Origin of the sequence: Aquimarina megaterium XH134, from assembly GCF_000520975.1 — a bacterium.
Classification (GTDB): domain Bacteria; phylum Bacteroidota; class Bacteroidia; order Flavobacteriales; family Flavobacteriaceae; genus Aquimarina; species Aquimarina megaterium.
The window spans coordinates 146,808-170,483 of record NZ_JACB01000026.1 but is presented as its reverse complement, the minus strand read 5'-3'; the positions used below and the strand labels follow the sequence as shown (position 1 = coordinate 170,483).

Sequence of the window (23,676 nt, the reverse complement as noted above, 5' to 3'; positions counted from 1 at the left end):
TATCTTTAATACAATTGTAGCGTTCGACTGGTAATATTTAACATAACTAAGATCTAATGACTGGAAAACCGAAATCATCTCAGTCTGTCCATAAATTTGGTACTTTTCTGGGGGTCTACATGCCTAGTATTCTTACGATATTGGGGTTGATTATGTACCTGCGTTTTGGTTGGGTTTTAGGCAACTTGGGTTTGATTAAAACCGTAATCGTTGTTTTAATAGCTAGTTCGATCACTTTTATTACAGGATTGAGTGCATCGGCTATTGCGACCAATATTAAAATGGGTGTGGGTGGAGAGTATTTCATGATCTCACGAAGTTTGGGGTTAGAACCAGGAGGAGCAATTGGAATACCCCTTTATTTATGCAGGACACTAAGTGTTACTTTTTATTGCTACGGTCTTTCAGAAGCTATCCTGGCATTGTGGCCCATCACTGGGGTGGTACTTCCCTCATATACATTGCAATTGATAACTATTGGTTTTATTGTAATTATTACAGTACTCTCTGGAAAGAGTGCGAAGCTTGTATTACATTCCCAAATTCCTATTATGATTATAGTAGGAGTCTCAATTCTGGCCTTGATGATTGGTGTATTAAGTAAAGACTTACAATCTCCCATTATAGAAGCAACCTATCGAACAGCTCCAGAAGGGTTTTGGTACGTATTTGCCGTTTTTTTCCCTGCGGTTACAGGTTTTACTGCTGGGATTGGTATGAGTGGAGATCTAAAGGATCCGCAGAAATCAATTCCAAAAGGAACTATGGGAGCTGTTATTTCGGGAGCTGTTATTTATCTTATCATCCCACTTTTATTAGCCATAACAGGAGCATTAACAATAGAACAAATGACCGACCCTGAAGCTGGCGTTACGATATGGACACGCCTGGCGGTTTTTGGACCATGGATTGTATATCCAGCAGTTTGGGGCGCGGTTTTGTCGTCTGCCTTCGGAAGCATATTAGGTGGACCAAGGATTCTACAAGCTTTGTCTATGGATGGTTTAGTTCCAAAATTCCTGGCTAGGCTTTCCAGATCCGGACAACCTACTATTGCTACTTGGATTAGCGGAGCCATTGCCGTGAGCGCTGTCTTTTTAGGAGGGCTTAATACTATCGCTCAATATGTTTCGGTTCTGTTTCTTACCTTATACGTTGCAGTAAATATTAGTGCTGCCATCGAGCAGTTGATCAAAGAACCCTCTTACAGGCCTACCATTAATATACCATGGTATATTTCTATATTGGGTGCCATTGCTGCTATGATAGTGATGTGGCTAATCAATCCATTTGCGTTTGCATTTGCTCTGGGAATTGAACTCCTCATTTTCATATACCTCATGAGTAAAAAACTCGAACAACAGTGGGGTGATGCTTCAACAGGAATTTGGATGCACCTGGGACGATATGCCCTGCTTAGGTTGAATGCAAAAAAAATTCATCCACGAAATTGGAGGCCTATAATTATATTGTTCATCCGGGATTTAAAGGAACATATCGAATTAGTCAGGTTCACCGAAATGCTTGGACAAAACAGCGGACTTCTTACGATCTCCAAACTGATTACCTCTGAAAATAAGGATGAACTTCCTTTACGAAACGAAATCGCCCACGAAATGCAGAAAGACTTGGCTTTGGTAGGTCTGCAGGCACTTACAGAAGTACATGTGGTAACAGACCTTAAATATGGTATGAATCAGATAGCAGCGGGACACGGGATTGCAGGTATCAAAACCAATACTGTAGTTTTTGGATGGTCTTCTACAGAAAGTGGTAAGATAAAGGAATTAGAGATTATCAGTGAGTTGGCTCGATCCGGTAAAAATATCTTAATCGTTCATATTGACAAACCTTTTCCGAAGAAGATCAGGAAAAGAATCGATATATGGTGGCGTGGACAAGAGAATAATGGTGATCTAATGGTTCTACTCGCTTATTTGATCCAACTCAATAATAAATGGAAAAAGTCCACAATTCGTATTTTCTCGGTTACTCATTCTGAAGATGAGAAGCAAATTTTAGAAAATCATATTGGATTATCAATTAGAGAAGCTCGAATTGATGCGAAGGTTATTGTTATTTTAGCCCAACCAAAAGAAAATGCCTTGGATATATTACTTGCAAAGAGCAAGTATGTAGATCTTGTTTTTTTGGGCTTGGCACGAGAAACCAACCAAATTGAAGAACGCGTTATATTTATCGACAAGATTTTATCGAAATTGAATCGGGCAGTACTAGTACAAAATAATGGCATGGAAAGTGAAACCCCCATCATTTTCGGCCCAACAACATCAAAAAGTTAGACATTTAGTGTTTTGTGTATAAATGGTATTGTGTTTTATTTAGAAATAAGTTGAAGCATATTTGATTTGCTTGTAGCTTGTAATTTGTTCATTTTTAATACTACTCATTTTTTGGTTTATAATTATTTTTTAAAAATAGAAGTAATCTCTGCTATTGCCTATACTATTATTTAAATAAAGTTTTTATGCCATTTTTTATTTCGAAAACAGATTTCACTTCTTTAGGATCCAATGGTTTATCAAAAACGGCAAGCTCATCCATAAAGCCTATATACCCTAAACCTAGCATAATTTTTCCTTTTTCTGCTTCCCACGTAAATGGATCGTTAACATCTTTTATAACACCTTTAAATTGACCGTCCAGGTATAATCTGAATATAGATTTTGTTGTATTTACTTTTTCAAAAGTAATAGCAATGTGTGTCCATTTTCCTTTCTCAAAAGGAGGTTTCTTTACGGTAACAGTTCGTTTTTCCCACTTAGCATCATCATTTTTATTTTCTGGATTCCAAACTTCTAAATCTCCCAAAGCTCCTAATCTAAATTTTCTTGGATCATGATCTGTGAAATCTACCCATAAGGCGGCATCATTGTATCTAACATCTGTAATACATATTGGGTCGCAATAGCCTGGCGCCAAATCTTTGTTAGGATCTAATTGTAACCAAAATGATACAGTACCACTCCATGATTTACTACTGTATCCAACATTTTTATAAGCTTTATAAAAAATAGCAGAAGTGTTTGCTTTTTTAAAGTGAAGCGCATCACCCGTAAGGCCTTTGTTTTTAGCTAAAACGACATTAGTGCTATGTAAGCCAGGTTGGGCACTAGCAATTTTTTTATAGTTTTCGGCTGTATACATCATTGCATCGCCAACAGATATATCTGCAGATAATTTTCCGTCAAAAGAACTGTAAAAAAGTATATGATCTTTTAATTGTTTGTTTTGTGAAAAAGAAATAGTAGTAATTAGCAAAAGGAATACTCTAGATATAGATAAAAGCATTGTTGTTTTCATGATTTTTTGATTAAAAGTTAATATTTATAGTATCAACCATATTGTTTTTGGATGTATTAAAATTATTCAGATCATCTTTACACATTAATTATGTATACTCCATTCAATAGCTTTATGAGCATGAATTTTTCCTGTATCGAATATTGGAATAGCTATATCTAATTCTGAAATCAGAATAGGTAATTCTGTACAACCTAAAATAACACCTTGTGCACCTTGTTTTTGTAGTTCTTTTATAATCCCAATAATTTTTTGTTTTGAAGCGTTTGTAAATTGCCCATTAACCAATTCGTTATAAATTATATCATGGACAACTTGTCTATCACTTGTATCAGGAATTAAAATTTCAAGCCCAAAATCATTAATCAATGTTTTGGTGTAGAAATCTTTTTCCATAGTAAATTTTGTCCCTAATAATGCTACTTTTTTTAAACCTAATTTTCTGATAGATTCGCCAGTAGTTGTAGCAATATGTATAAACGGAATACTTACATTTTCAGAAATATAATGACTTACTAAATGTATAGTGTTTGTACCAAGTAGAATAATATCTGCTCCTGCCTTTTCTAACTGCTGTGCTGCTTTTTTCATGAGTTCTCCTATAGCATCCCAATCGCCTTTAAAAGTTAATCGTTCTATGTCTGCAAAATCTACTGAAACCATAATACATTTTGCAGAATGAGAACCTCCCAATATATCTTTTGCTTTGGTATTCAAAAACTCATAATACAGTTTTGATGATTCCCAACTCATTCCTCCTATTAACCCTATTGTTTTCATATTTTTATTATTAGCTTCAACAAAGCTATGATGAATAGTTAGGGGTAAACAGTTTTGAAATTGAGATAAATAAAATTATAACTGAAATAATTTCAACTACAACCTATACATAAGTAACTTATCTTTACAATTTATGGAACTCAAATATTTCAGATTAATAAAAACAATTGCTGAAGAAGGCAGTATTGCTAATTCTACTGAACGACTTTTTTTAACACAGTCGGCTTTAAGTCATCAGTTACGTGAGTTAGAAGAACGATTAGGTTTTAAAGTCTTTGAGAGAACAAGAAATAAATGGGAGTTAACTCAAGAAGGTTCAGAACTATATAAATTGGCTAATAAACTTTTTAGTGCAATAGACGAAAGCCTTAGTAATATTCAGCATATAAAAGAAGGCTCAAAAGGTTCTATTAAGTTAAGTGCAGAATGCCAATCATTTTTTCATACTATTCCCAGGTTTATACAAAAAATGGGGATTCTATATCCAGAAATTGATATAGATATAACTCTTGGAGCAACACATCAAACCATATCACAACTATTATCTGATGATATAGATATTGCCATTGTAACATCGAAACCTGCTTCTGAAGAATTGGAAAGTATAAAAGTGTTTGAAGATGAGATTTTTGCTGTTGTACATAAAGAAAATCATCTTAATAGTTTAGATTATTTAGAAGCAAGTGATTTTTCAGACATACACTTGTTAATCAACTCTTTTCCGCTAGAAGGTGTAGCTGTCTATGAGCAATTTCTAAAACCAAATGGAATACATCCTATTAAGGTTTCTGCAATTCCGTTTACAGAAATTACATTATCAATGATACATGCTAATATGGGAATCATGTGCGCTCCAAAATGGCAATTGACTCCTTTTAAATTATCGAAAGAGTTGATGTTTAAACGCATTGGAAAAAATGGTTTAAAACGAAAACATTACTTAGTTGTAAAAATGAAACATCGGAATAAAAAATATATACACGATTTTATCTCTAATTTTGAAGAAGATTTTTTAGACGTATAATCTATTTCACATATATTTTCCCTAAACCAATCAAGATAAAACTCCCTAGTTTCCACCCAACCCACAATTCATCCATAAAAAAATACAATTCGGTAACATCGTTTTTATAGATAGTAATGTCCTTACGATATTTGATCAATCAATAAGCAAAACCATCTATGATTCAAGTACAAAACCTTTCCAAATCATTTCAAAACATACAGGCAGTAGACGATATTAGTTTTACCATTAAAAAAGGAGAAATCTTCGGGTTCTTAGGTCCCAATGGAGCTGGAAAATCTACCACACTCAATATGATGAGTACTATTTTAAAAAGCGATGCAGGAACTATTTATATCGATGGCAAAAATAGTAATAAAAATGCTTCAGCATGTAAGCATCTAATTGGTGTTGTACCGCAGGAAATATCCTTATACGAAGACCTTTCTGCCTATAAAAACCTATTGTTCTGGGGAAATTTATATGGAATTCCTTCCAAAATATTGAAAGAAAGAATCCATACCACTCTCAAATTGATCGGATTATTAGATCGGAAGAAAGATTTGATCAAAACCTATTCGGGGGGAATGAAACGCAGAATCAATATTGCTGCGGCATTGCTACATCATCCAAAAGTATTGTTTATGGATGAGCCAACTGTGGGAATAGATCCGCAAAGTAGAAACCATATTTTTGAAGTCATCGAAACTCTGAACGAACAAGGAATGACCATTGTCTATACCACCCATTATATGGAAGAAGTAGAGCGTTTGTGTGATCGTATTGCAATTATAGATTCAGGGAAAATCATTGCACAAGGAACACAATCTGAGTTGAAAGAATTGGTACAGACAAAAGAAAGTATTCAGCTCGAATTTGATTTCCTTTCCGAAAGCAATGTAAATCAACTCAAAAAATTACTTTCCCATACATTGACACAAAACAAAAACAAGTTATTGGTAGAGTGTACAGTGAAAGATCTTTCTAAAGTAATTACAGCGTGTAATGAATTGCAATTACCTATCAAAGACATACAATTGAACAAAGTAAACTTGGAAGCGATCTTTTTAAGCCTCACAGGAAAACAATTAAGAGATTAATCATCTTCATATCCATCAATTACAAAATCAACCATCATGTTTATTACTATTTTAAAAAAAGACTTAAGATTATATTTCTCAGACAAAAAAGGAGTTCTGATTACCTTTCTATTGCCTATAATTATGATTACATTATTTGCATTTGCATTTGGTGGTGTTGCAAAAAAGAAAAGTGCTCCAAAACCTTTAGGGGTTTTGGTCGTAGATAAAGATGCTACAACAACTTCTCAAGAATTGATTACAAAATTGAATAGCATGCCGACTATTCGTTTGATCGCTTCTGAAGAAGAGAAAGCCTTAGACCTTGTTAGAAAGGGAAAAAATGTGGCCGCTTTAATTTTTGAAAAAGGTTTTTCGGATGCTGTCAAAGCTGATACAAACTTGCCTATCGAACTAAAATACGACGCTGCAAGAGATTTACAGATGCGAATTGTACATACCGTTTTAAAAGAAGGATTCAAATATCATTTAGGAAAAGTAGATGTGATTAATACTATAAAACTAAAAACAACTTCGCTAATCAAAGAGAGTTCTACCAAAGCACACCCTGGTTTGGTACAAGCTGTAGGAGGAACAGCAATTATGATGTTGTTGTTTAGTATCGCTGCTATTGGCGGTGGATTGTTAGATGAAAAAGATGCAGGTACTTTAAAACGTTTGCTAATTGCTCCTGTAAAACCATTAGACATTTTATTAGCAAAAATGGGAACGGCCATGGTGGTTTCTATTTTACAATTAACCACCATGTTTGTCTTTGCCTGGTTGGCATTTGGGTTACCCATTTTTATGGATATACTCTCATTAATCGTATTGATTTTATGTATCTCGTTTGCAGTTTCTAGTTTTGGAGTTTTCTTAGTATCTACGGTAAAAACACGTCAACAATTACAAGGAATGAGTACCATTATTATCATTCTGATGTCAGCAATTGGAGGAAGTATGATTCCGATTAGTATGATGCCAGCCTTCATGCAAAACATTGCAGTAATTAGTGTGAATTACTGGGGAATTGAAGGTTTCTTTGATATTTTATGGAGACAATTACCTTTGATAGCCATTCTTCCTAAAATGGGAATTCTATTAGCTATTGGTTTGGGAATGACTTTGGTTTCTACAATATTGTTTAAGAAGAATATTATTGCCATAGAGTAAATTATTCTGAAGTAGTTTTAAAAATTACTTCAGAATATTGTCCAGTCGCATCATCCCGCAATTATAATGATTCTTCTACTTAACGGCATATAATCATGAAGATTAAGAGTCTTTATGATTATCGAGCGAGATGATGTGGTGAATTATTATTTAGGTCTAAATGTTTCAATAATCTGGGCATCTACCCAGAATACATCTACATTTTCGTATTTGTCTGACCCCATATTCCGATTGAAGAAAAGGTACTTACCATCTGGTGTCACACTCGCAGCCGCTTCCCAGGCATCGGTGTTTATTTTATCTCCCAGGTTAATAGCCTCACCCCAGGAACCATCTTTTTGCTTAAAACTGATGTAGATATCCGAATCTCCATATCCACTATCTCTTTCACCATCCCAGATCAAATAAGATTCGTCCGGAGCTATAAAAGGGTGCGCATTCATTTTTCCGGTATTAATCTCTTTACCAAATGCTTTAGGTTCTTCATGTTTCCCATTTATTAATCGCGAATACCGAATCACACCGTCTCCATCTGGCATGCCAACTTCATCAAAAACATACATCCCTTTTGATGAAGTAGTAAGGCGCATGATCTCTATTTTTTGGAATGAGGAGTCTAGTTTTTTTATTTCTGACCACTCACCTGCCCCGGTTCGTTCCTTATATCGTCTCCCCAAATGCATAATCTTACCATCGGGTGAGATAAAAGGTTGCCCTACTCTGGGTGATATCACTGACTCATGCCATTTATTGTTTTTATATTGAAAAACAATAAATTCCATTTTTTTATCTTCATCAGCTTCCCCAACTTCTCTAATAAAATAGAACTCTTTCTGGTCTGGTGTAAAAGCACCTCCGTATTCCCAACCACCAGTCACAATCATTCCCGGAGCAAAACGTTCAGGTATTAAACCAGGTGTTTTTTGTCCCAGATAAGGGTTTTCTATAGTGACGTCAGTATCATTACTTTCTGTTGTACGTTCCTTTTTAGTTTGGCAGGCATTTAAAAATGGCATCATTGCCAGTAGCATCAAAATACAATATGCTTTTTTCATTGTTCGAACTTTTTTTATTCTAGGTGATTTATTGTATGGATTATGATTTGGGCCTGAGATTCTCGATAATCTGGGCATCTACCCAAAATATATCTACATCATCGTATCTATCGGTTGGTTTTGTTTTACCTACACTTCTATTGAAGAAAAGATATTTTCCGTCCGGTGACACAAATGCACCGGCTTCCGAAGACTCTGTGTTTATCTTGTCGCCCAAGTTAATAGCCTCACCCCATGAACCATCTTGCTGTTGAAAACTGATATAGATATCAGCATTACCATATCCGCTATCTCTTCTACCATCCCAAAGAATATAGGACTCATCTGGAGCAATGAAAGGGTGAGCATTCGATCCTCCAGTGTTTATCTCCTTACCAAACTGTTTAGGTTCTTCACGTTCTCCATCAATTAATCTAGAATAACGAATAATACCTTCTCCCATTGAATCAAAAACATAGGTTCCTTTAGCAGAAGCTGTAAGGAGCATGATTGGGAAGTCTTTAAATGGAACACCAAGGCTTTTTATCTTGGACCAATCGCCAGTTTCCGTACGCTCTTTATATTTTGTACCCAAGTGCATGATCTTACCATCGGGCGATATAAAGGGTTCTCCCACTCTGGGTGATATAACCGACTCCTGCCACTTATTATTCTTATTTTGAATAACAACAAATTTCATTTTTTTATCCTCCTCTGTTTCTCCAACTTCTCTGATGAAATAAAATTCTTTTAGGTCGGGTGTGAAGGCACCACTCCATTGCCATTCCTCTGTTGTAACCATACCAGGAGCAAATAATTCAGGAATCAAACCCGGTGGCTTTTGACCAAGATAAGGGCTTTCTATAACTGAGAGTTCATCTTTAACAAACGCTGGTAGGATGATTTTTGAAACTTGAGTCATTATAGTATCTTCCCTGTCATGGCCAGTAATCACAACAACTAAATCAAGTTCATCAACGGTGATAATATATTGTCCGCCACCACCCCAAGCGAAAGTGGTATCATAGCTTTTATCGCCGACTGCTATATTCGTTTGATAGAAAAAATAACCATAATTAAAGCTGTCGGGTTGCCAATCTTCAGTAGGTTTAGTAATGTTACTAGTGGCTTTAGCTAAAAATTTTGCTGAAATCAGTTGTTCGCCATTCCATTTACCTTTATTGATGGCCAAAATTCCCCACTTGACCATATCACGTGATGTCATGCTCACGCGCCACCCCGCTTCTGGCAAGCCGCTAATAGAAGTCTGCCAGTTATAATTAGTTATGCCCATTTTGTCGAGAAGTTCATTTTTGATGAAATCCTGGGCGGTGCCCGGCACGACGGCCTCAATGGCTTGCATCACCAAACTTGGATTGAAGTTGCCATATGAATAGTTCTGAGATACTGAGGTAATAGGTGCACTATGCTCAAGAAGGGTCTGAACTTGACCTTGGCCTTTTAACTTGTTTGGATTTTTCTCGAATTCTTTTCTCTGTTCTTCACTGATGCGAAGCCCCCCGCGCATGGTCAATGCCTTATGGAGCGTGATTTTTTCTGCACCCTCAACAAATTTTGTTGGATCCAGTTCTTTCAGAAAACTAACCAAGGGCTTATCCAGATCAGCCATTGTTAGATAGCCCAACTGGATAGCACGACCCAATGCCAAACTGGTGTAGGCTTTAGCGGCTGACGCTTGGTCACTGGCCAGGTTAATGCGACCACGCCGGTAATAAGATTCAAATAAGAGCTTGCTTTTGTGGGTGATAAGCATGCTATCGTAGAGACCGTGCATACTATCGGCGATCTCCTCGGCCAGCTTGATAATCATGTCTTTATTGCCACCATTAACGCCTAATTCACCAATTGCTAGACCGTCTTTTCTTTCTGCCGGTGTTGTATCGATAAAAGCTTCTTTGAGATATGGTAAATCCCAAAAGGATATTTTGGCTTCGGCAGCTGTAGCCTCTGGTGCAGGGCTATCACTTTGTTGGGCAAAGCTAATACTTGTTATTAAAAGTATAATTGAACAGAGTAATCGTATTATGTTTTTCATTGTTTTATCTTTTGAATTCTAAATCGTTTAATCTTACACAACCACTGTTATTTTCGTGTTTTTAACCAAACTGCACCAAAAGCGTTATTTATAAATTTTTCTACCGAGGAACCATCGTTGTTCATCATATAGACATGTTTTTCTCCATTCTCATCTGTGGATTGGAAAATTATTTTAGAACCATCAGGAGACCAGGAAGGATTCCAATCATCAACATCATTATTTGTTAATCGTTTTTGATTGGAGCCATCTATATTCATTACATAAATTTCATGATTTCCATCTCTATTAGACATAAAAACGATTTGTTTACCATCTGCAGAAACTTCAGGATGCAAATCTTTAGCTTTATTATTGGTTAACTTAGTTATATTGCTGCCATCAATATTGGCTATGCAAATTTCTTCACTATTGGAATGATAGATGGAATGAAAGACGAGTTTCCCTTCTTGAGTAAAATATGGTCCTCCACCATTCAGTGGTTTTATTTGAGCTTGTTCACTACCATTTGAATTCATAATCCAAAGTTCTGCCCTCCAAACTTCTGCCGAATCTTGATAATCTCTTGCAAAAACAATTTTTTTTCCATCAGGAGACCACGTAGGAGAATTATCCCATTTGTTTTTTGCATGCGTTAATCGTTTCATGTTCGTACCATCACTATTCATAGTATGAATAGACCATGTGTTTCCTCTATCGTAATAGCCATAAGAAGCGATACGTTTTCCATCAGGAGACCAAGCTATATAGCCATCTCTCCCAGAGCGATTAGTGATTCTAGTTTTTGATTCAGCTTTACTATCGATCAGGTAAATTTCTGAATCACCGGTTTCTTTTGATGCATAAGCAATCGTATAGGATATGGATTCCGATTTTTTATTGTTCTGACTATAACCAACCAAAAGAGAAAGGAAAGGTAAAAGGATGCTGATAGTTTTTATATACTTCATATTCTTACTTTTTAATAATAATTGATGTAATATCCTTAAACAAACGTATCGAATAGGATTAGTAAAAAATTGTAAAATAGACAAACGATACTTTCAAACTGAAATAAACCTATTTGTAACGGAAAATATTCTTAATCCGTAAAAAGCATGAGTTGGGCAATAGATTATCTGGATTGGTCTTTTTTAAAGGGATACTAGATTCATATTTTATATATTTATACACTATGATAAAAAGAAAGAACTTAATCGATTGGATCTTTCAGAATAGAGTCGTTTCACACCTCATATTTTGGATTTTATTGTTTATAAGTTTACCCATATTGGCAGCATTAAATGATGGAAGCGTTGAAAAGACTGTAAACGCTAGTTTGAGTTTTTTACCTGCCCAATTATTAGCAAGTTATTTTTTAGTCTATTATCAGGTACCCAAACTTCTATTTAAAAAGAAGTATCTTAAGTTTGGATTCTCTTTTTTGATATCTGTATATGTATTTTTAGTTATTTCAAAGCTTTCAAGTATGTACTTGACTAAATTTTTTATTCCTAAATATTACAAGGAGGAAAGCTTGATAGAAATAATATCCGATCCATTTCACTTGGCTGTAGTGCATTTTCCGTCGGTCTATGTATTTGTTTTTTTAATGCTAATGACTAAGATAGTTAAAGACCGCTTTGAAGAACGTCATCAACTAGAAGTTTTACAAAAAGAAAAAGCAAATACCGAACTTAAATTTTTAAAAGCGCAAACAAATCCGCATTTTTTGTTCAATACGTTAAATAATTTGTATTCATTAACATTAGATCGATCTGAAAAAGCCCCTGAAGTTGTTTTGAAACTATCAGACATGCTAGATTATATGCTTTATCGGTGTAAAGATGCTGAAGTTCCATTAAAAAAAGAAATTGCTTTTATACAGGATTACATAGATTTAGAATCCCTACGTTATGGCAATAAATTAACATTGAACTTTACATACCATCTTCATTCTCCCACCGTAATGATAGCACCCTTAATCCTGATATCATTTATCGAAAACGCCTTTAAACACGGTGCGAGTAATAATCTCAAGGATTCGGTAATTAAAATTGAATTAACCACAAACCAAGATCAACTATGCTTTAAAGTTTTTAATACGCTACCCGAAAACAGACAATACGACACGAAAAATGAATCACATTCTGGAATTGGATTTTCTAATGCTCAAAGACAATTAGAACTGAACTATAAAAATAACTATGACCTGAAAAGCACCCAAACAGACAATGATTTTCAGGTAGTATTAACTATTAATTTACAATAATATGGGAATAAAATGTATGGTCGTAGATGATGAGCCGCTAGCCATTAGAGTGCTTGAAAAACACATAATGGAAATACCAGACCTTGAACTTGTAGCAACATTTGATAACCCTATAACCGCTGGACATTTTCTTCAAAACACTACTATAGACCTTTTATTTCTAGATATCCAAATGCCTGTAGTTACAGGTATCGATTTTATAAAAAATACGAGGATACAACCAAAAGTTATCTTAACAACAGCTTACCGAGAATACGCTTTAGAAGGGTATGAACTGGATATTATTGATTATTTATTAAAGCCAATATCTTTTATTCGGTTTTATAAATCTATCAATAAATACAAGGCATTGAATACAACACCCCCATCCACCTCCCAAGAATCATCAGAGGTCGATAAGACATTAGATCACTTCTTTGTTAATTCAAACAAAAGGATGATTAGAATAGAGTTTAACGACATTCTGTTTATAGACAGCATTAAAGACTATGTGAGAATACATACTGCAAACGACATCATAATTACAAAAGATAAAATAAGTTCTTTTGTTCAAAAGCTACCTTCTTATTTTTTGAGGGTTCATCGTTCCTATATTATTAACACTAGAAAAATTGCTTCTTTAACTGCAAAAGATGTTGTTTTACTTGGCGGTATGGAAATTCCGATTGGTGCTTCCTATAAAGAAATTATTAAATCGATTAAGAATTGAGAGCGCTCGACTGTTAATTGTCACACTCCTATCCTTTCGACAGTACTTCAACATTTCGGTAGGCTCAGTGTGCAACCCAGGAATCATATCGTTTATATCATAGACATAGTATTCATAGCGCAATGCGCTATGATCACAGGCCATAAATTTCTATTGAGTTTCACATAAGCGATCCCCATAATAATTCCGATTAGTGCTACCGATATAGAACGTTCAGAGATATCATACGAGTGTCTAAAACCCCAAATACAAGCTTGTATTATAATCGCAATTGTGGTCCTAAATTTTAAATTTGAAAACAATCCTTCTATCCAGGTAATTAAGAAACCTCGTTCTAGTAATTCTTCAAGTGCAGATTGTAACCATACAAAAAGAATAACAGAAAAAAAATAGCCGTAATCTCCATTACGAAGTGAGTAACCTGTATTGGTTCCTTTTACGGCATCACTACTTTCTTTAACAACCAAAAACGAATCTTGTATTAGATTAAAAATAAGAAGTACTCCAATTATGATAGCAGTTATTATTCCTGCTTTTAAAAATGTTTTAGTAATGTTTTTAGGTCTTATAAGTCCTAAAGATTTCCATGTAACTCCTCTCCTTCTCATTTGCCATGTTGCAACTAATAAAGTGGTACCAGAATATAAAAACCCTGTAACTAAATAGTGCGTATTAGGAATTGAGGTTTTCCTAATCAAAAACATGATTGCAATGTAAATAATGAGATCAAAGAGAAAACTAAGTTGGTTGTTTTCTTTTATATTATTTTTCATGCTTTTAATTCTATTGTAACTTTTCTTTAAATCGATTTAGAGTATTCGTAAAAGAATTTAGCAGCCTATGAGATTGCTTTTTAGCTACTTCTACCGCTTTTTCGTAGTTTTTTAAAGCTAAATCGAATTGTTCATTATTCTCGTAAGCTTCACCTAAACTATCATACATATTTGCTTCATCTGGAAATAAATGCACATTTAGCTTAAATAATTTTATAGCAAATTCAGTATTTTTTTCTCTCATAAACTCATAAGCAATAAGATTTAAACGTTGTGGATGATTAAGAGAATAGTTGTGTATTTTCACAAAGTTCTCAATATCTTTTAAGTCATTGAAATTGTTGATTTTAGCTTTGTTACTGTAAATAAAAAAGCGTAATCTCTCTTTTGGCAATTGGTATTTTTTATTATATAAGATATCCTCTATATAGTATACAATGTTTCTAGATATCATATCGTAGTTAGATAAAGCAATTATGGTGTATTTGTCATCTAAATATCTTGAAAAATATGACGAAAACCCTGGTAATCCTCCACCATGACCTACTACTCTATTATTATTTTTATTTTCTACCTGAAATGCCAAACCGTAAGTTATTTTTGGTATAACATTGGTAAATAATTTCTTTTTAGAATTTTCATTAATTAGAAGTGAAGTGTATAATGCTTGGTCAAATTTCAACATATCTTTAACTGTAGATAATATTCCTCCATCAGATTGTGGTGAACTATTTGTATATATCGTATTTGTATACTTACCAGATATTGACTTTAAATAACCTAATGCTCTATTTTCGACAACATCATCCCAAAATCTCATTTGCGTATTGTTCATTTTAGCGGGAATAAAGATATTCTGAGTAATAAATTCTGAATAAGACTGTCCCGAAATTTTTTCAATAATTGCACCTAACACAACCATTCCAGAATTAGAATATGCAAATTTTTTTCCTGGAATATCAAACTCTAATTTTTGTTCATAAATAAAAGGTATTATATCATTGATTACGTAACGTTTCCCTCTATTTGCTCTATACACTTTGTGCCGCATGTAATTGCTTAAACCTGAAGTATGAGACAGTAAATGATGAATAGTTATTTTATTGCCAAATGGAAAATCTTTCAGGTATTTTACAACCGGATCATTAATATTTAATTTCCCTCGTTCTTCTAATTGCATAATGGAAACACCGGTAAACATTTTTCCCATTGAGGCAATATTAAACTTTGTATCTATATTGTTTTTTATTTGATAGCTTTTATTCGCATCGCCAAAAGCTTTTTGATATAAAATTTTGCCCTCTTTTGCCAGCAAAACAGTTCCGGAAAATTGATCAAGCTCAACATGCTTTTGCATCATTTCCTCTATCTTGTCGTTTATTGTTTGTGCCTGTAAACTTGATACAAAACAAATTATTAAAAATGTAATTACTTTAATCATTGATATATAGTTTTATATGTATACATCAAAATTGATTAAACGTAAGAACTTATTAAAACGAAATAGATAGTTACAATGCAATTCTAGACAAACAAGAGGATTTTATCTATTAAGTAAAATCGGTATTAATGAACTTTTGAAAATCTTTTCTGTATTTTTCTGAAACCGGAATGTATTTATCTCCAAATACAATACGATTACGTTCTATAGTCGTTATCATCTTTAAATTAACAAGAAAAGAACGATGCACACGCATAAAGCTTTTTTTAGATAATTCTTCTGCTAAAGATTTCATGCTTTTTAAAGTGAGGATTGGTTTTTCAGAATTAACTGTGTAGAGTTTTAAATAATCTTTTAAACCTTCAACATAAATTAAATCTTTTAAATTTATCTTAATTAACTTATAATCCGACTTTACAAAAATATAATCCTCTATATAATTTGTTTGATTTGAGTTGTTAGGCAATAACTGTTTTGCCTTATTCGCAGCAGAGAAAAACTCGGGATAACTAATTGGTTTTACTAAATAATCAATAGCATTAACTTTATAACTTTCGAGTGCAAATTCTTCAAATGCAGTCGTAAAAATAACTTTAGTGTTTTTGTTTAAAAGTAGTTTAGAGAATTCAATACCAGATAAGTTTGGCATTTGTATGTCTGTAAAAATCAAATCAACCGATTCGTGCTCTATAATTTCCATTGCAGCAATAGCGCTATTGCATTTAGCAATCAATTTTAAAAAAGGTGTAGATTTTACATAACCTTCTAATAGACTAAGAGCCAAAGGTTCATCATCAATTAAAACACAAGAAAGTATCATTTTTTAAAATTAAGGATTAATGTTGCAATATATTCGTTGTTTTCCTCTCTGGTGGTTAATTTAAACTTATTGGGATACAATAGTTCTAATCGTTTTTTTAAATTCTCTAATCCAATTCCAGAATCGGTAACTTTTTCTTTTTCGGGAAAAGAAGAATTAGTAACAGTATAATTGATACAGTCATTTTCTATTGTTAAGTTAATGCAAATAAAACTAGGTTGTATAGCATCTATACCATGTTTAAAAGCATTTTCTACAAAAGAAATTAGAAGTAATGGAGCAATTTGTATAGGTTGATTAATTATAGGAAAACTCTTTTTTAACGTTAGATTAGCAGATACCCGCAATTGCATTAAATCTATGTAACGTTCTAGAAATTCTATTTCTTTTACAATAGGAACTTTATTGATTGATGCGTCGTGTAATAGATAACGCATCAGTTTGCTTAAGGTGTGTATTGATTCTTTGGCCAAAAAAGGAGAGCTATCAATTAATGCATAAATATTGTTTAAGGTATTAAAGAGAAAATGTGGTTGAACTTGATACTTTAAATATTTAATTTCAGTATCTAATTGTGTTTGTTTTACTTGTTGTAATAATAATCTATTTTCATTAAATCTTGAATTTACTTTTAAACCAACACACATGCCAATACTTAAAATTATAGGTAGCATTAATTGAACAGTAGTCATAGCACCACTTCTTACTTCTCGAATCAACTCTCCATTAACTGTTGGGTGAAATACATTAAATCGCAACAGTTTTTTTAATAATACATAGAGTATAACAATCAAAAAAATATTTAGAATATAAAACAATACCTTTTTATTTTTAAAAAAAAGCAGATCTACTAACACAAAGTAATTGATATAAAAAACAAGAAAAATGCTTGAAATAGACAGCCAATTTCTATTAATAAGATATTGCCCATTTGGAATATGATTTAACGAAGCTATTGGATATATAAATACAACGAGCCATAAAAAACTGTGTAATATTATTTTTAAATAACCTTTCTGCATACCATTTTGATAAAAAACTAAGGTAAGCTAAACAAGGTAAATATTTGTAATTATATAGACGGTCTTTCTATTTTTATAGACGATTATTAGAATTCTATCTATATCATTCCACACAGATTATACTCCTCTCCTATTTTTTTAGTCAAAATTGCACGAACCCAAAAACACCATTATGTATATTTGTAAATGAGCATAAGAGTGTTAGCAAAAAATATAACCTGTATAAACTTCAAATGTCTTTTTTAGTATGGAGAAACTAGTAATTGAGTTTATCAAACACATAAGGCAATATAGTACACTCTCAAACGAAGCAGAAAACGCTATTGTAGCACTAGCTCGTAATGAGACTTTAGCTAAAGGTACCATCTTAAGCAAAGAAGGAAAAACATGTAAACACCTCTATTTTTTAAAAAGTGGCACGGTTCGCACTTATTTTTATCAAGACGGAAAAGATATTACACATTGGATTTATCCAAAAAACAATATGGTAACTTCTTGGCATAGTTATCTTTCGCAAACACCATCAAAAGATTATATCGAAACTACCGAAATCAGCGAGGTTATTTCATTAACCTATACCCAATGGCAGGAATTATATACCACTTTTCCGGAGTTAGAACGTTTTGGACGCCTACTCATAGAAGAACAAATGGCATTGATAGATGATTTTTATAAAGGCTATTATTTTTTATCGGCCAAAGAAAAGTACCAATTATTAATAAAAGCAATTCCTAATATAACGCAAATTGCCAATTTAGGACATATCGCTTCAATGTTAGGTATAAGTCAGGAAACATTAAGTAGAGCTCGAAAGTAGATTTTGACATAAGTCAAAAATAACACTAAACGCTCTGATTAGTTTTGCCTCATAATCTTCATAAACCAATTACAATATGAATACTAATAATTTTATTTGGGCAGACTTATCCAGTTACAATCCTGATAAAGCAAAGCAGTTTTATGAGGCTGTTTTTGGTTGGAAATATTACAGTACCGATAATTATTTAATTGCGTATAACGATAAAAAAGAAACTGTTGGTTTGTACCAAACACCGCAGAAGTTTCAAGATATGAAAATGCCATCTTTTTGGATGTCCTATATTCAAGTAGACAGCGTTACAGAAACTATAGAAAAAGCACGTAAATTAGGTGGAATTATAGAACTGGTAGATACCAAAAATTCTATTGGCAGCATCGCTTTAATACGTGATACATTAGGCGCAGGGTTTACTGTCTATGAAGGCAATGCATTGAATTCGAGAACTAAAAATAAAGAAAACACTTTAATTTTTAACGAATTACACGTATCCGACACCCAAAAAGCGATTTTATTTTATAAACAGCTTTTTAATTGGAAATTTCAAAAAGTGGATGAGAATAGCTTCGAGATTTATAACTTAAAAAACGATCATATAGCAACTATTAGTGAAATACCTAACAGTATAAAAAGTAAATACGAATATTGGGTATGTACATTTGGTGTAAAAGACCTGAAACAATCACAAAAAACCATTGAAGCAAACGACGGAAACCTAATTTTTAATGAAGGTAACCGGCTATTATGTTCTGATGGATCCGAAGCATTCTTCTACATACAAAAAATATAACTTCTTACGAGGAAGAACAAAGTAAAAACCAGTATTAAAAACATAAAAAATGAAAAATTCAATAGTACTGTTCAGAAGTTTAGCTGTGGTTATCCTACTTGCTGGTAGTGCACACTTAGTAAGCTATGCTTCACAAAGTTCAAACTATACGTCTGGAACTGATTTAGAAGAAAACACTATTTCTCAATTTCCAGATGAGAAAAAACAATCTATAGAAAATGAAGATGATAATAAAAAAACTTCTAATGCTTCTGTAAACCATTATAATGAAGAGACAGATTATATTATTGGTAATTGGAAAGTAACTTATCACTCAAAAGAGTTTAGAGGCGCGATAGTGTATACTATTAAAAAAGAAGGCAATGTATTTAATGCCTATACTTACCAATATGAAGATGAAAGTGGAAATAGCGAAAAAGCAAAAGGCACAAAAACACTTATTATAAAATCATTCGATGGTTACAAGGGAAAAGGGATCTATACCATTGAACATGAAAAACAAATATATGATATCGATTGTACCATTGATATGGTTGATGAAAATACTTTTAGGCTAAGCTATGACTATTATGGTTATGGTGATGTAGAAACTTGGAAAAGACAATAAATTATGATTGAATTTTTATCAAAACAACTAAGCTGGATCGATGTTAATTACTGGTTTTATCTCATTAACGATTTAAGTTTATTGTACATCATCATTCCGTTTTTTGTATTAGAATTAATTCGTTATGCATGGCAAAAACGCTTAAACAAAAACCTTGTTTTTGATAGTATTGCTAATATAATTACGTTTGGTGCATTTCTCCTTATTGAAATTATCCTTGGAGTTTTAGCTATAACCAAACTTTATTATTGGTTATATAACAATGCTAGTTTACCGCATTTAGAATTAAATTGGGCAACAATTATTTCTTGCATAGTATTGGCAGATTTCGCTTATTATTGGGAACATCGTATGATGCATCGCATAGGTATTGGATGGGCAACACATACTGTACATCACAGTTCTCCACATTTTAATATGTCGGTAGCATATCGTTTTGGGCCATTAGATGCTATAATGCCCATTCTTTTTTCACTTCCGTTAGTGATGTTAGGATACGATCCTATTTTAGTATTATTATCTGAAGTATTTGTACAAGTGTTTCAAACTTTATTACACACCGAAATTATTGGTAAACTCACAAAACCAGTAGAGTTTATTTTTAATACACCGTCACATCATCGTGTACATCATGGTTCAAACAGACAATATTGGGATAAAAACTATGCCGGAATTCTTATCATTTGGGATAGAATGCTAGGCACATTCGAGCCCGAAGTCGAAACTGTAAAATACGGCATTTCAGAACCATTAAATAGCACCAACCCTATAAAAGTATTTTTTCATGGAATAACTCGATTATTCAAAAAAATAGCTAGTGTTGAAGGCTTTAAAAACAAGCTTCTGGTGTTGATTAAACCACCAGATTGGATGCCAAAAAATTAAAAAACAGCCTCTTGTTTTCGTGAAAACAAGAGGTCGTTTTCTATTTAATATAATATTTTGAAAATTCTTCTTCAATAAGAATTTTACTTAATCTATTACCTGTGATCATCTCTGATTCTATACATAAGCCAGCCGTAATTGTCCCATATTGCATACACTTTTTTATATCATAACCATTAGAAAATCCATACAGAAAACCTGCAAAAAAAGAATCACCGGCACCATTTGTATTGATCATCGTATAATTTTCAATAATTGGGACTTCAATCCATTCTTGATTTATAGTATATGCAGTTGCTCCACCTTTTCCGTGAGTACACACCACCAATTTCTTACCATTAGCAATCTGTTCTTCCATAAAAGATTTATAATCTGATAAATTATCTGAACTTAAAAAAGTATAGGTAGCAGCATCAATAAAGTCTTGATGGTATTGGTTTTTACCATCATAATCATGTAAATCGGTCCAAACTTCTTTATTTAATTGTTTACAAATTGGTAAAATATTACGGCAATAATTAGCAATATTCACAACAATAAAGCTTGCTTTTAATACTTCTTTTTCAAATTTGGAATAGTCAATATCTGGTACATCCGAAGAAGGATTCATGAATATAGAAATACGTTCTCCCTTATTATTCATAATATTTAAATGCCTTTCGGTACCTTTTTTATCTATATCATTAATGAAATTTAGTGTAGGCTCTTGCAAATAAGACATTACTTTTTCTCCAAAAGAATCATTACCTATTAAAGAATGAAATGTAGTATAAAACCCTAATTTAGAAAACGCCAAAGCTTTTCCAGCACCAGTATTTCCAATAGTTTCATTAAAATCACAATTATGAATTGTTTGTGGAATAGCCTCAGGAAATTCATCTAATGTGATTACCGAATTGTATGAGGCTCCTCCTATAACAAATATGTTTTTCATTATTTACTAAGTTTAATTATGGAAGCCGAATTTGCTTTTAAATCAATTGACTTAAGGGTAGAGAAATGAGTATTTGTAATAATATCCTTTCCTTTAGAATATCCATCAAGAGCTTCTTTGTAACGCTCTAAACTATAATTTGGAATATCTTTTTTCTTATTATTTATAATAATCATCGTGCTTTCGGTATCTGTATACCTAAAATAAACATAGATATTTTCTAAAGGTTGAAAATGCTTCAATTTTCCGGAATGGATTTCTGTAGCTCCTTTACGCCAATTCAAAATTGTACTTACATAATTGTATACGCTATTTTCTTGAACTGTTCTTCCTTTATTAGTAAAAGCATTTCTTTTATCCGTCTTCCACCCTCCCGGAAAATCTTTTCGTAATTGTCCGTCAGGTTTATCACCTCCAAACAATAATTCATCACCATAATACAATTGCGGAATTCCTCTTGTGGTTAAGATAAATGCCATACTTAGTTTAAGTTTATCAATGTCTTCATCTAATAGCGTGAATAATCTCCCAACATCGTGATTTCCATTAAATATTTTATTGCTAAATGGATCTCCATACACAAAATCTTCAGCGAGTGTTTCATAGATTTTATATATATTCTCTTCTTTTCCAAATGCTTTTAACATTGCGTAATACAAGGGGTAATCACATACACTATTCACAGGAGATTTGTAACCATCGTTATTAACTCCACCATTATTCCAATATGATAATGATGACGCTTTAGCTTCCCACGTTTCTGCAACAATATAAAAGTTAGGGTATTCAGTATTAATAGTTTCTACCCATTTTGCCATTACATTTTTTTCAGGATAAGGATAGGTATCCATTCTAATACCATCTAACTGTGCATATTCTACCCACCAAATTGAATTTTGGATCATGTAGGTTGCTAAAAATGGGTTTTCTAAATTTAAATCGGGTAAATTAGTATCAAACCAGCCTTTTGTAAATAAATCGTAATCACTTTTTGAAACATGTGGATCAGAAGCTGCAATATTGGTAAAATTACTTCGTGTAAATGTGTCCCATTGATTCAACCAATCTTTAGAAGGTAAATCATTCATCCACCAATGACCGGCTCCACAATGATTAAAAACCTGATCCATAATCATTTTCATTCCTTTTTGATGACACAAGTCAACCAAACTCAAAAAATCTGCATTATTTCCAAAACGACTATCTGTTTTATAAAAATCTGAAATTCCATAACCATGGTATGAGTATTTTGGCTGATCATTTTCTAAAAACGGATTTAACCATAAAGTCGTTACCCTTAAATTTTGAATATAATCTAAATGATTTATAACTCCTCTTATATCTCCACCGTGTCTTCCATCTTGGTTAGAACGATTTACTTTTTCAAGAGTATCTTCGGTAGAGTCATTTTCTGGATCTCCATTCGAAAAACGATCAGGGGTTATTAAATAAATAACATCAGAGCCATCAATACTTTGAGTTGCATTGTCCCTATGCTTTTTTGTTTTTAATTCGTAGGTGTAACGTAATTCTTTATTCGTTTTTGTTTTAAAAACAATATCAAAAGAACCTTCTTTGGTTGTTTCTGCTATTGACAAATTTATAAAGAGATAGTTTTCATTTTCTAATGTAGAAATACTATGTATTAAAACCCCTTCATAATTGATACTTGGTTTTGTTTGACTAATATTTTCTCCATATACCAAAATTTGTAATTCGGGGTTTTCCATTCCGATCCACCAATTTGGAGGTTCTACTCTATTTAATGTTACATTTTGCGCACTTAATCGAATTGAAACAAAAAAGAGTAAACAAATAATAAAAATTCTAAATATAGTTTTCATTTTAGTAAAGTAAAAAATTAGATTCCTCAATATTACCAATGAAAACAACACCTCACAATCTCATTATATAAACAACCACTTCGATATACCAAACTACCAGTATTTATTAGTTATAGTAAAGCAGAAAATCAATTCTAATGAGCTATAGATTACAATTGTTTACTCGTTTTTTGTATAAAATTGCCAGTTGTTTGTATATAATTAATGGTCATTTAGATTAATTTTTAGATTTTAGCCAAATGAAATCAAACTATACTAATTTTTCATTTTTGGGTATACAAAAAAAATCTAACAGAGTCACAAAACATCTTGGTTATTGGTTGGCATTTGTATG

Annotated in this window: 21 protein-coding genes; 10 read left to right on the top strand and 11 right to left on the bottom strand. The window is 32.8% G+C overall.

From position 1 onward, the window contains the following. Window positions 1-56: 56 nt before the first annotated feature. Entirely contained in the window at window positions 57-2,303 is a 2,247-nt protein-coding gene (locus Z053_RS0114370) for an amino acid permease (RefSeq protein ID WP_025665707.1), read from the top strand. Window positions 2,304-2,469: 166 nt separating this feature from the next. On the opposite strand, the gene Z053_RS0114365 is transcribed toward Z053_RS0114370, so the two are convergent. Both Z053_RS0114365 and Z053_RS0114360 read right to left on the bottom strand, forming a co-directional pair. Continuing rightward, window positions 2,470-3,324, bottom strand: a complete 855-nt coding sequence (locus Z053_RS0114365) for a LamG-like jellyroll fold domain-containing protein (RefSeq protein WP_025665706.1) — start codon at window positions 3,322-3,324, stop codon at window positions 2,470-2,472. 84 nt (window positions 3,325-3,408) lie between these two features. Next, window positions 3,409-4,104 carry an aspartate/glutamate racemase family protein gene (locus Z053_RS0114360; RefSeq protein WP_025665705.1) on the bottom strand — a complete coding sequence of 232 codons (696 nt, stop codon included), beginning with the start codon at window positions 4,102-4,104 and terminating at the stop codon, window positions 3,409-3,411. Between the two features lie 133 nt (window positions 4,105-4,237). Between Z053_RS0114360 and Z053_RS0114355 the strand changes: the two genes are divergently transcribed. The 3 genes from Z053_RS0114355 (at window position 4,238) to Z053_RS0114340 (ending at window position 7,359) form a co-directional block, all read left to right on the top strand. Then, window positions 4,238-5,128 carry a LysR family transcriptional regulator gene (locus tag Z053_RS0114355; protein WP_025665704.1) on the top strand — a complete coding sequence of 297 codons (891 nt, stop codon included), beginning with the start codon at window positions 4,238-4,240 and terminating at the stop codon, window positions 5,126-5,128. 158 nt (window positions 5,129-5,286) lie between these two features. Further along, window positions 5,287-6,207, top strand: coding sequence for an ABC transporter ATP-binding protein (locus Z053_RS0114345; RefSeq protein ID WP_025665703.1), 921 nt, complete (start codon window positions 5,287-5,289; stop codon window positions 6,205-6,207). Window positions 6,208-6,243: 36 nt separating this feature from the next. Further along, entirely contained in the window at window positions 6,244-7,359 is a 1,116-nt protein-coding gene (locus Z053_RS0114340) for an ABC transporter permease (RefSeq protein WP_025665702.1), read from the top strand. A 146-nt stretch (window positions 7,360-7,505) separates the two neighbouring features. On the opposite strand, the gene Z053_RS0114335 is transcribed toward Z053_RS0114340, so the two are convergent. From Z053_RS0114335 to Z053_RS0114325, 3 genes are read right to left on the bottom strand one after another with little or no spacing between them, the layout of a single operon-like run. Beyond that, on the bottom strand, window positions 7,506-8,414 hold the full coding sequence (locus Z053_RS0114335) for a TolB-like translocation protein (protein ID WP_035096177.1): 909 nt from the start codon (window positions 8,412-8,414) through the stop codon (window positions 7,506-7,508). A gap of 40 nt (window positions 8,415-8,454) precedes the next feature. Further along, window positions 8,455-10,449: a serine hydrolase domain-containing protein gene (locus Z053_RS30715; RefSeq protein WP_025665700.1), complete on the bottom strand. Its 1,995-nt coding sequence runs from the start codon at window positions 10,447-10,449 to the stop codon at window positions 8,455-8,457. A 47-nt stretch (window positions 10,450-10,496) separates the two neighbouring features. After that, entirely contained in the window at window positions 10,497-11,399 is a 903-nt protein-coding gene (locus Z053_RS0114325) for a TolB family protein (protein ID WP_025665699.1), read from the bottom strand. Between the two features lie 320 nt (window positions 11,400-11,719). Between Z053_RS0114325 and Z053_RS0114320 the strand changes: the two genes are divergently transcribed. Continuing rightward, complete coding sequence (locus Z053_RS0114320; RefSeq protein WP_160170097.1) at window positions 11,720-12,700, top strand: sensor histidine kinase; 981 nt, start codon at window positions 11,720-11,722, stop codon at window positions 12,698-12,700. Window positions 12,701-12,716: 16 nt separating this feature from the next. Beyond that, window positions 12,717-13,409, top strand: coding sequence for a LytR/AlgR family response regulator transcription factor (locus Z053_RS0114315; RefSeq protein ID WP_231389105.1), 693 nt, complete (start codon window positions 12,717-12,719; stop codon window positions 13,407-13,409). A gap of 92 nt (window positions 13,410-13,501) precedes the next feature. Here the strand turns inward: Z053_RS0114315 and Z053_RS0114310 are convergent, their stop codons facing one another. The 4 genes from Z053_RS0114310 to Z053_RS0114295 all read right to left on the bottom strand — a co-directional run bounded on the left by Z053_RS0114310 (window position 13,502) and on the right by Z053_RS0114295 (window position 17,237). After that, window positions 13,502-14,182, bottom strand: coding sequence for a CPBP family intramembrane glutamic endopeptidase (locus Z053_RS0114310; RefSeq protein WP_025665696.1), 681 nt, complete (start codon window positions 14,180-14,182; stop codon window positions 13,502-13,504). 10 nt (window positions 14,183-14,192) lie between these two features. Further along, a complete protein-coding gene (locus Z053_RS0114305; RefSeq protein ID WP_025665695.1) occupies window positions 14,193-15,623 on the bottom strand; it encodes a serine hydrolase in 1,431 nt (476 codons plus the stop codon). Window positions 15,624-15,732: 109 nt separating this feature from the next. After that, entirely contained in the window at window positions 15,733-16,443 is a 711-nt protein-coding gene (locus tag Z053_RS0114300) for a LytR/AlgR family response regulator transcription factor (RefSeq protein WP_025665694.1), read from the bottom strand. Next, window positions 16,440-17,237, bottom strand: coding sequence for a sensor histidine kinase (locus Z053_RS0114295; protein ID WP_160170096.1), 798 nt, complete (start codon window positions 17,235-17,237; stop codon window positions 16,440-16,442). The genes Z053_RS0114300 and Z053_RS0114295 overlap by 4 nt, the downstream gene beginning before the upstream one ends. A gap of 475 nt (window positions 17,238-17,712) precedes the next feature. Here Z053_RS0114295 and Z053_RS0114290 point away from each other — a divergent pair, with 475 nt between their 5' ends. From Z053_RS0114290 to Z053_RS0114275, 4 genes are all read left to right on the top strand, one after another. Continuing rightward, on the top strand, window positions 17,713-18,282 hold the full coding sequence (locus tag Z053_RS0114290; protein ID WP_025665692.1) for a Crp/Fnr family transcriptional regulator: 570 nt from the start codon (window positions 17,713-17,715) through the stop codon (window positions 18,280-18,282). 76 nt (window positions 18,283-18,358) lie between these two features. Continuing rightward, window positions 18,359-19,072 (top strand): VOC family protein, encoded by a 714-nt coding sequence (locus Z053_RS0114285; protein WP_025665691.1) that lies wholly within the window; start codon window positions 18,359-18,361, stop codon window positions 19,070-19,072. Window positions 19,073-19,121: 49 nt separating this feature from the next. After that, window positions 19,122-19,679, top strand: coding sequence for a hypothetical protein (locus tag Z053_RS0114280; protein WP_025665690.1), 558 nt, complete (start codon window positions 19,122-19,124; stop codon window positions 19,677-19,679). 3 nt (window positions 19,680-19,682) lie between these two features. Beyond that, entirely contained in the window at window positions 19,683-20,564 is an 882-nt protein-coding gene (locus tag Z053_RS0114275; protein WP_025665689.1) for a sterol desaturase family protein, read from the top strand. A 40-nt stretch (window positions 20,565-20,604) separates the two neighbouring features. On the opposite strand, the gene Z053_RS0114270 is transcribed toward Z053_RS0114275, so the two are convergent. Together Z053_RS0114270 and Z053_RS0114265 are read right to left on the bottom strand one after the other, a co-directional pair. After that, window positions 20,605-21,498 (bottom strand): carbohydrate kinase family protein, encoded by an 894-nt coding sequence (locus tag Z053_RS0114270; RefSeq protein WP_025665688.1) that lies wholly within the window; start codon window positions 21,496-21,498, stop codon window positions 20,605-20,607. After that, the gene (locus Z053_RS0114265; protein ID WP_035096175.1) at window positions 21,498-23,342 is read right to left on the bottom strand and encodes a glycoside hydrolase family 13 protein; all 1,845 of its coding nucleotides are present in this window, start codon (window positions 23,340-23,342) and stop codon (window positions 21,498-21,500) included. Before Z053_RS0114265 ends, Z053_RS0114270 begins: the two co-directional genes overlap by 1 nt. Window positions 23,343-23,676 lie beyond the last annotated feature (334 nt).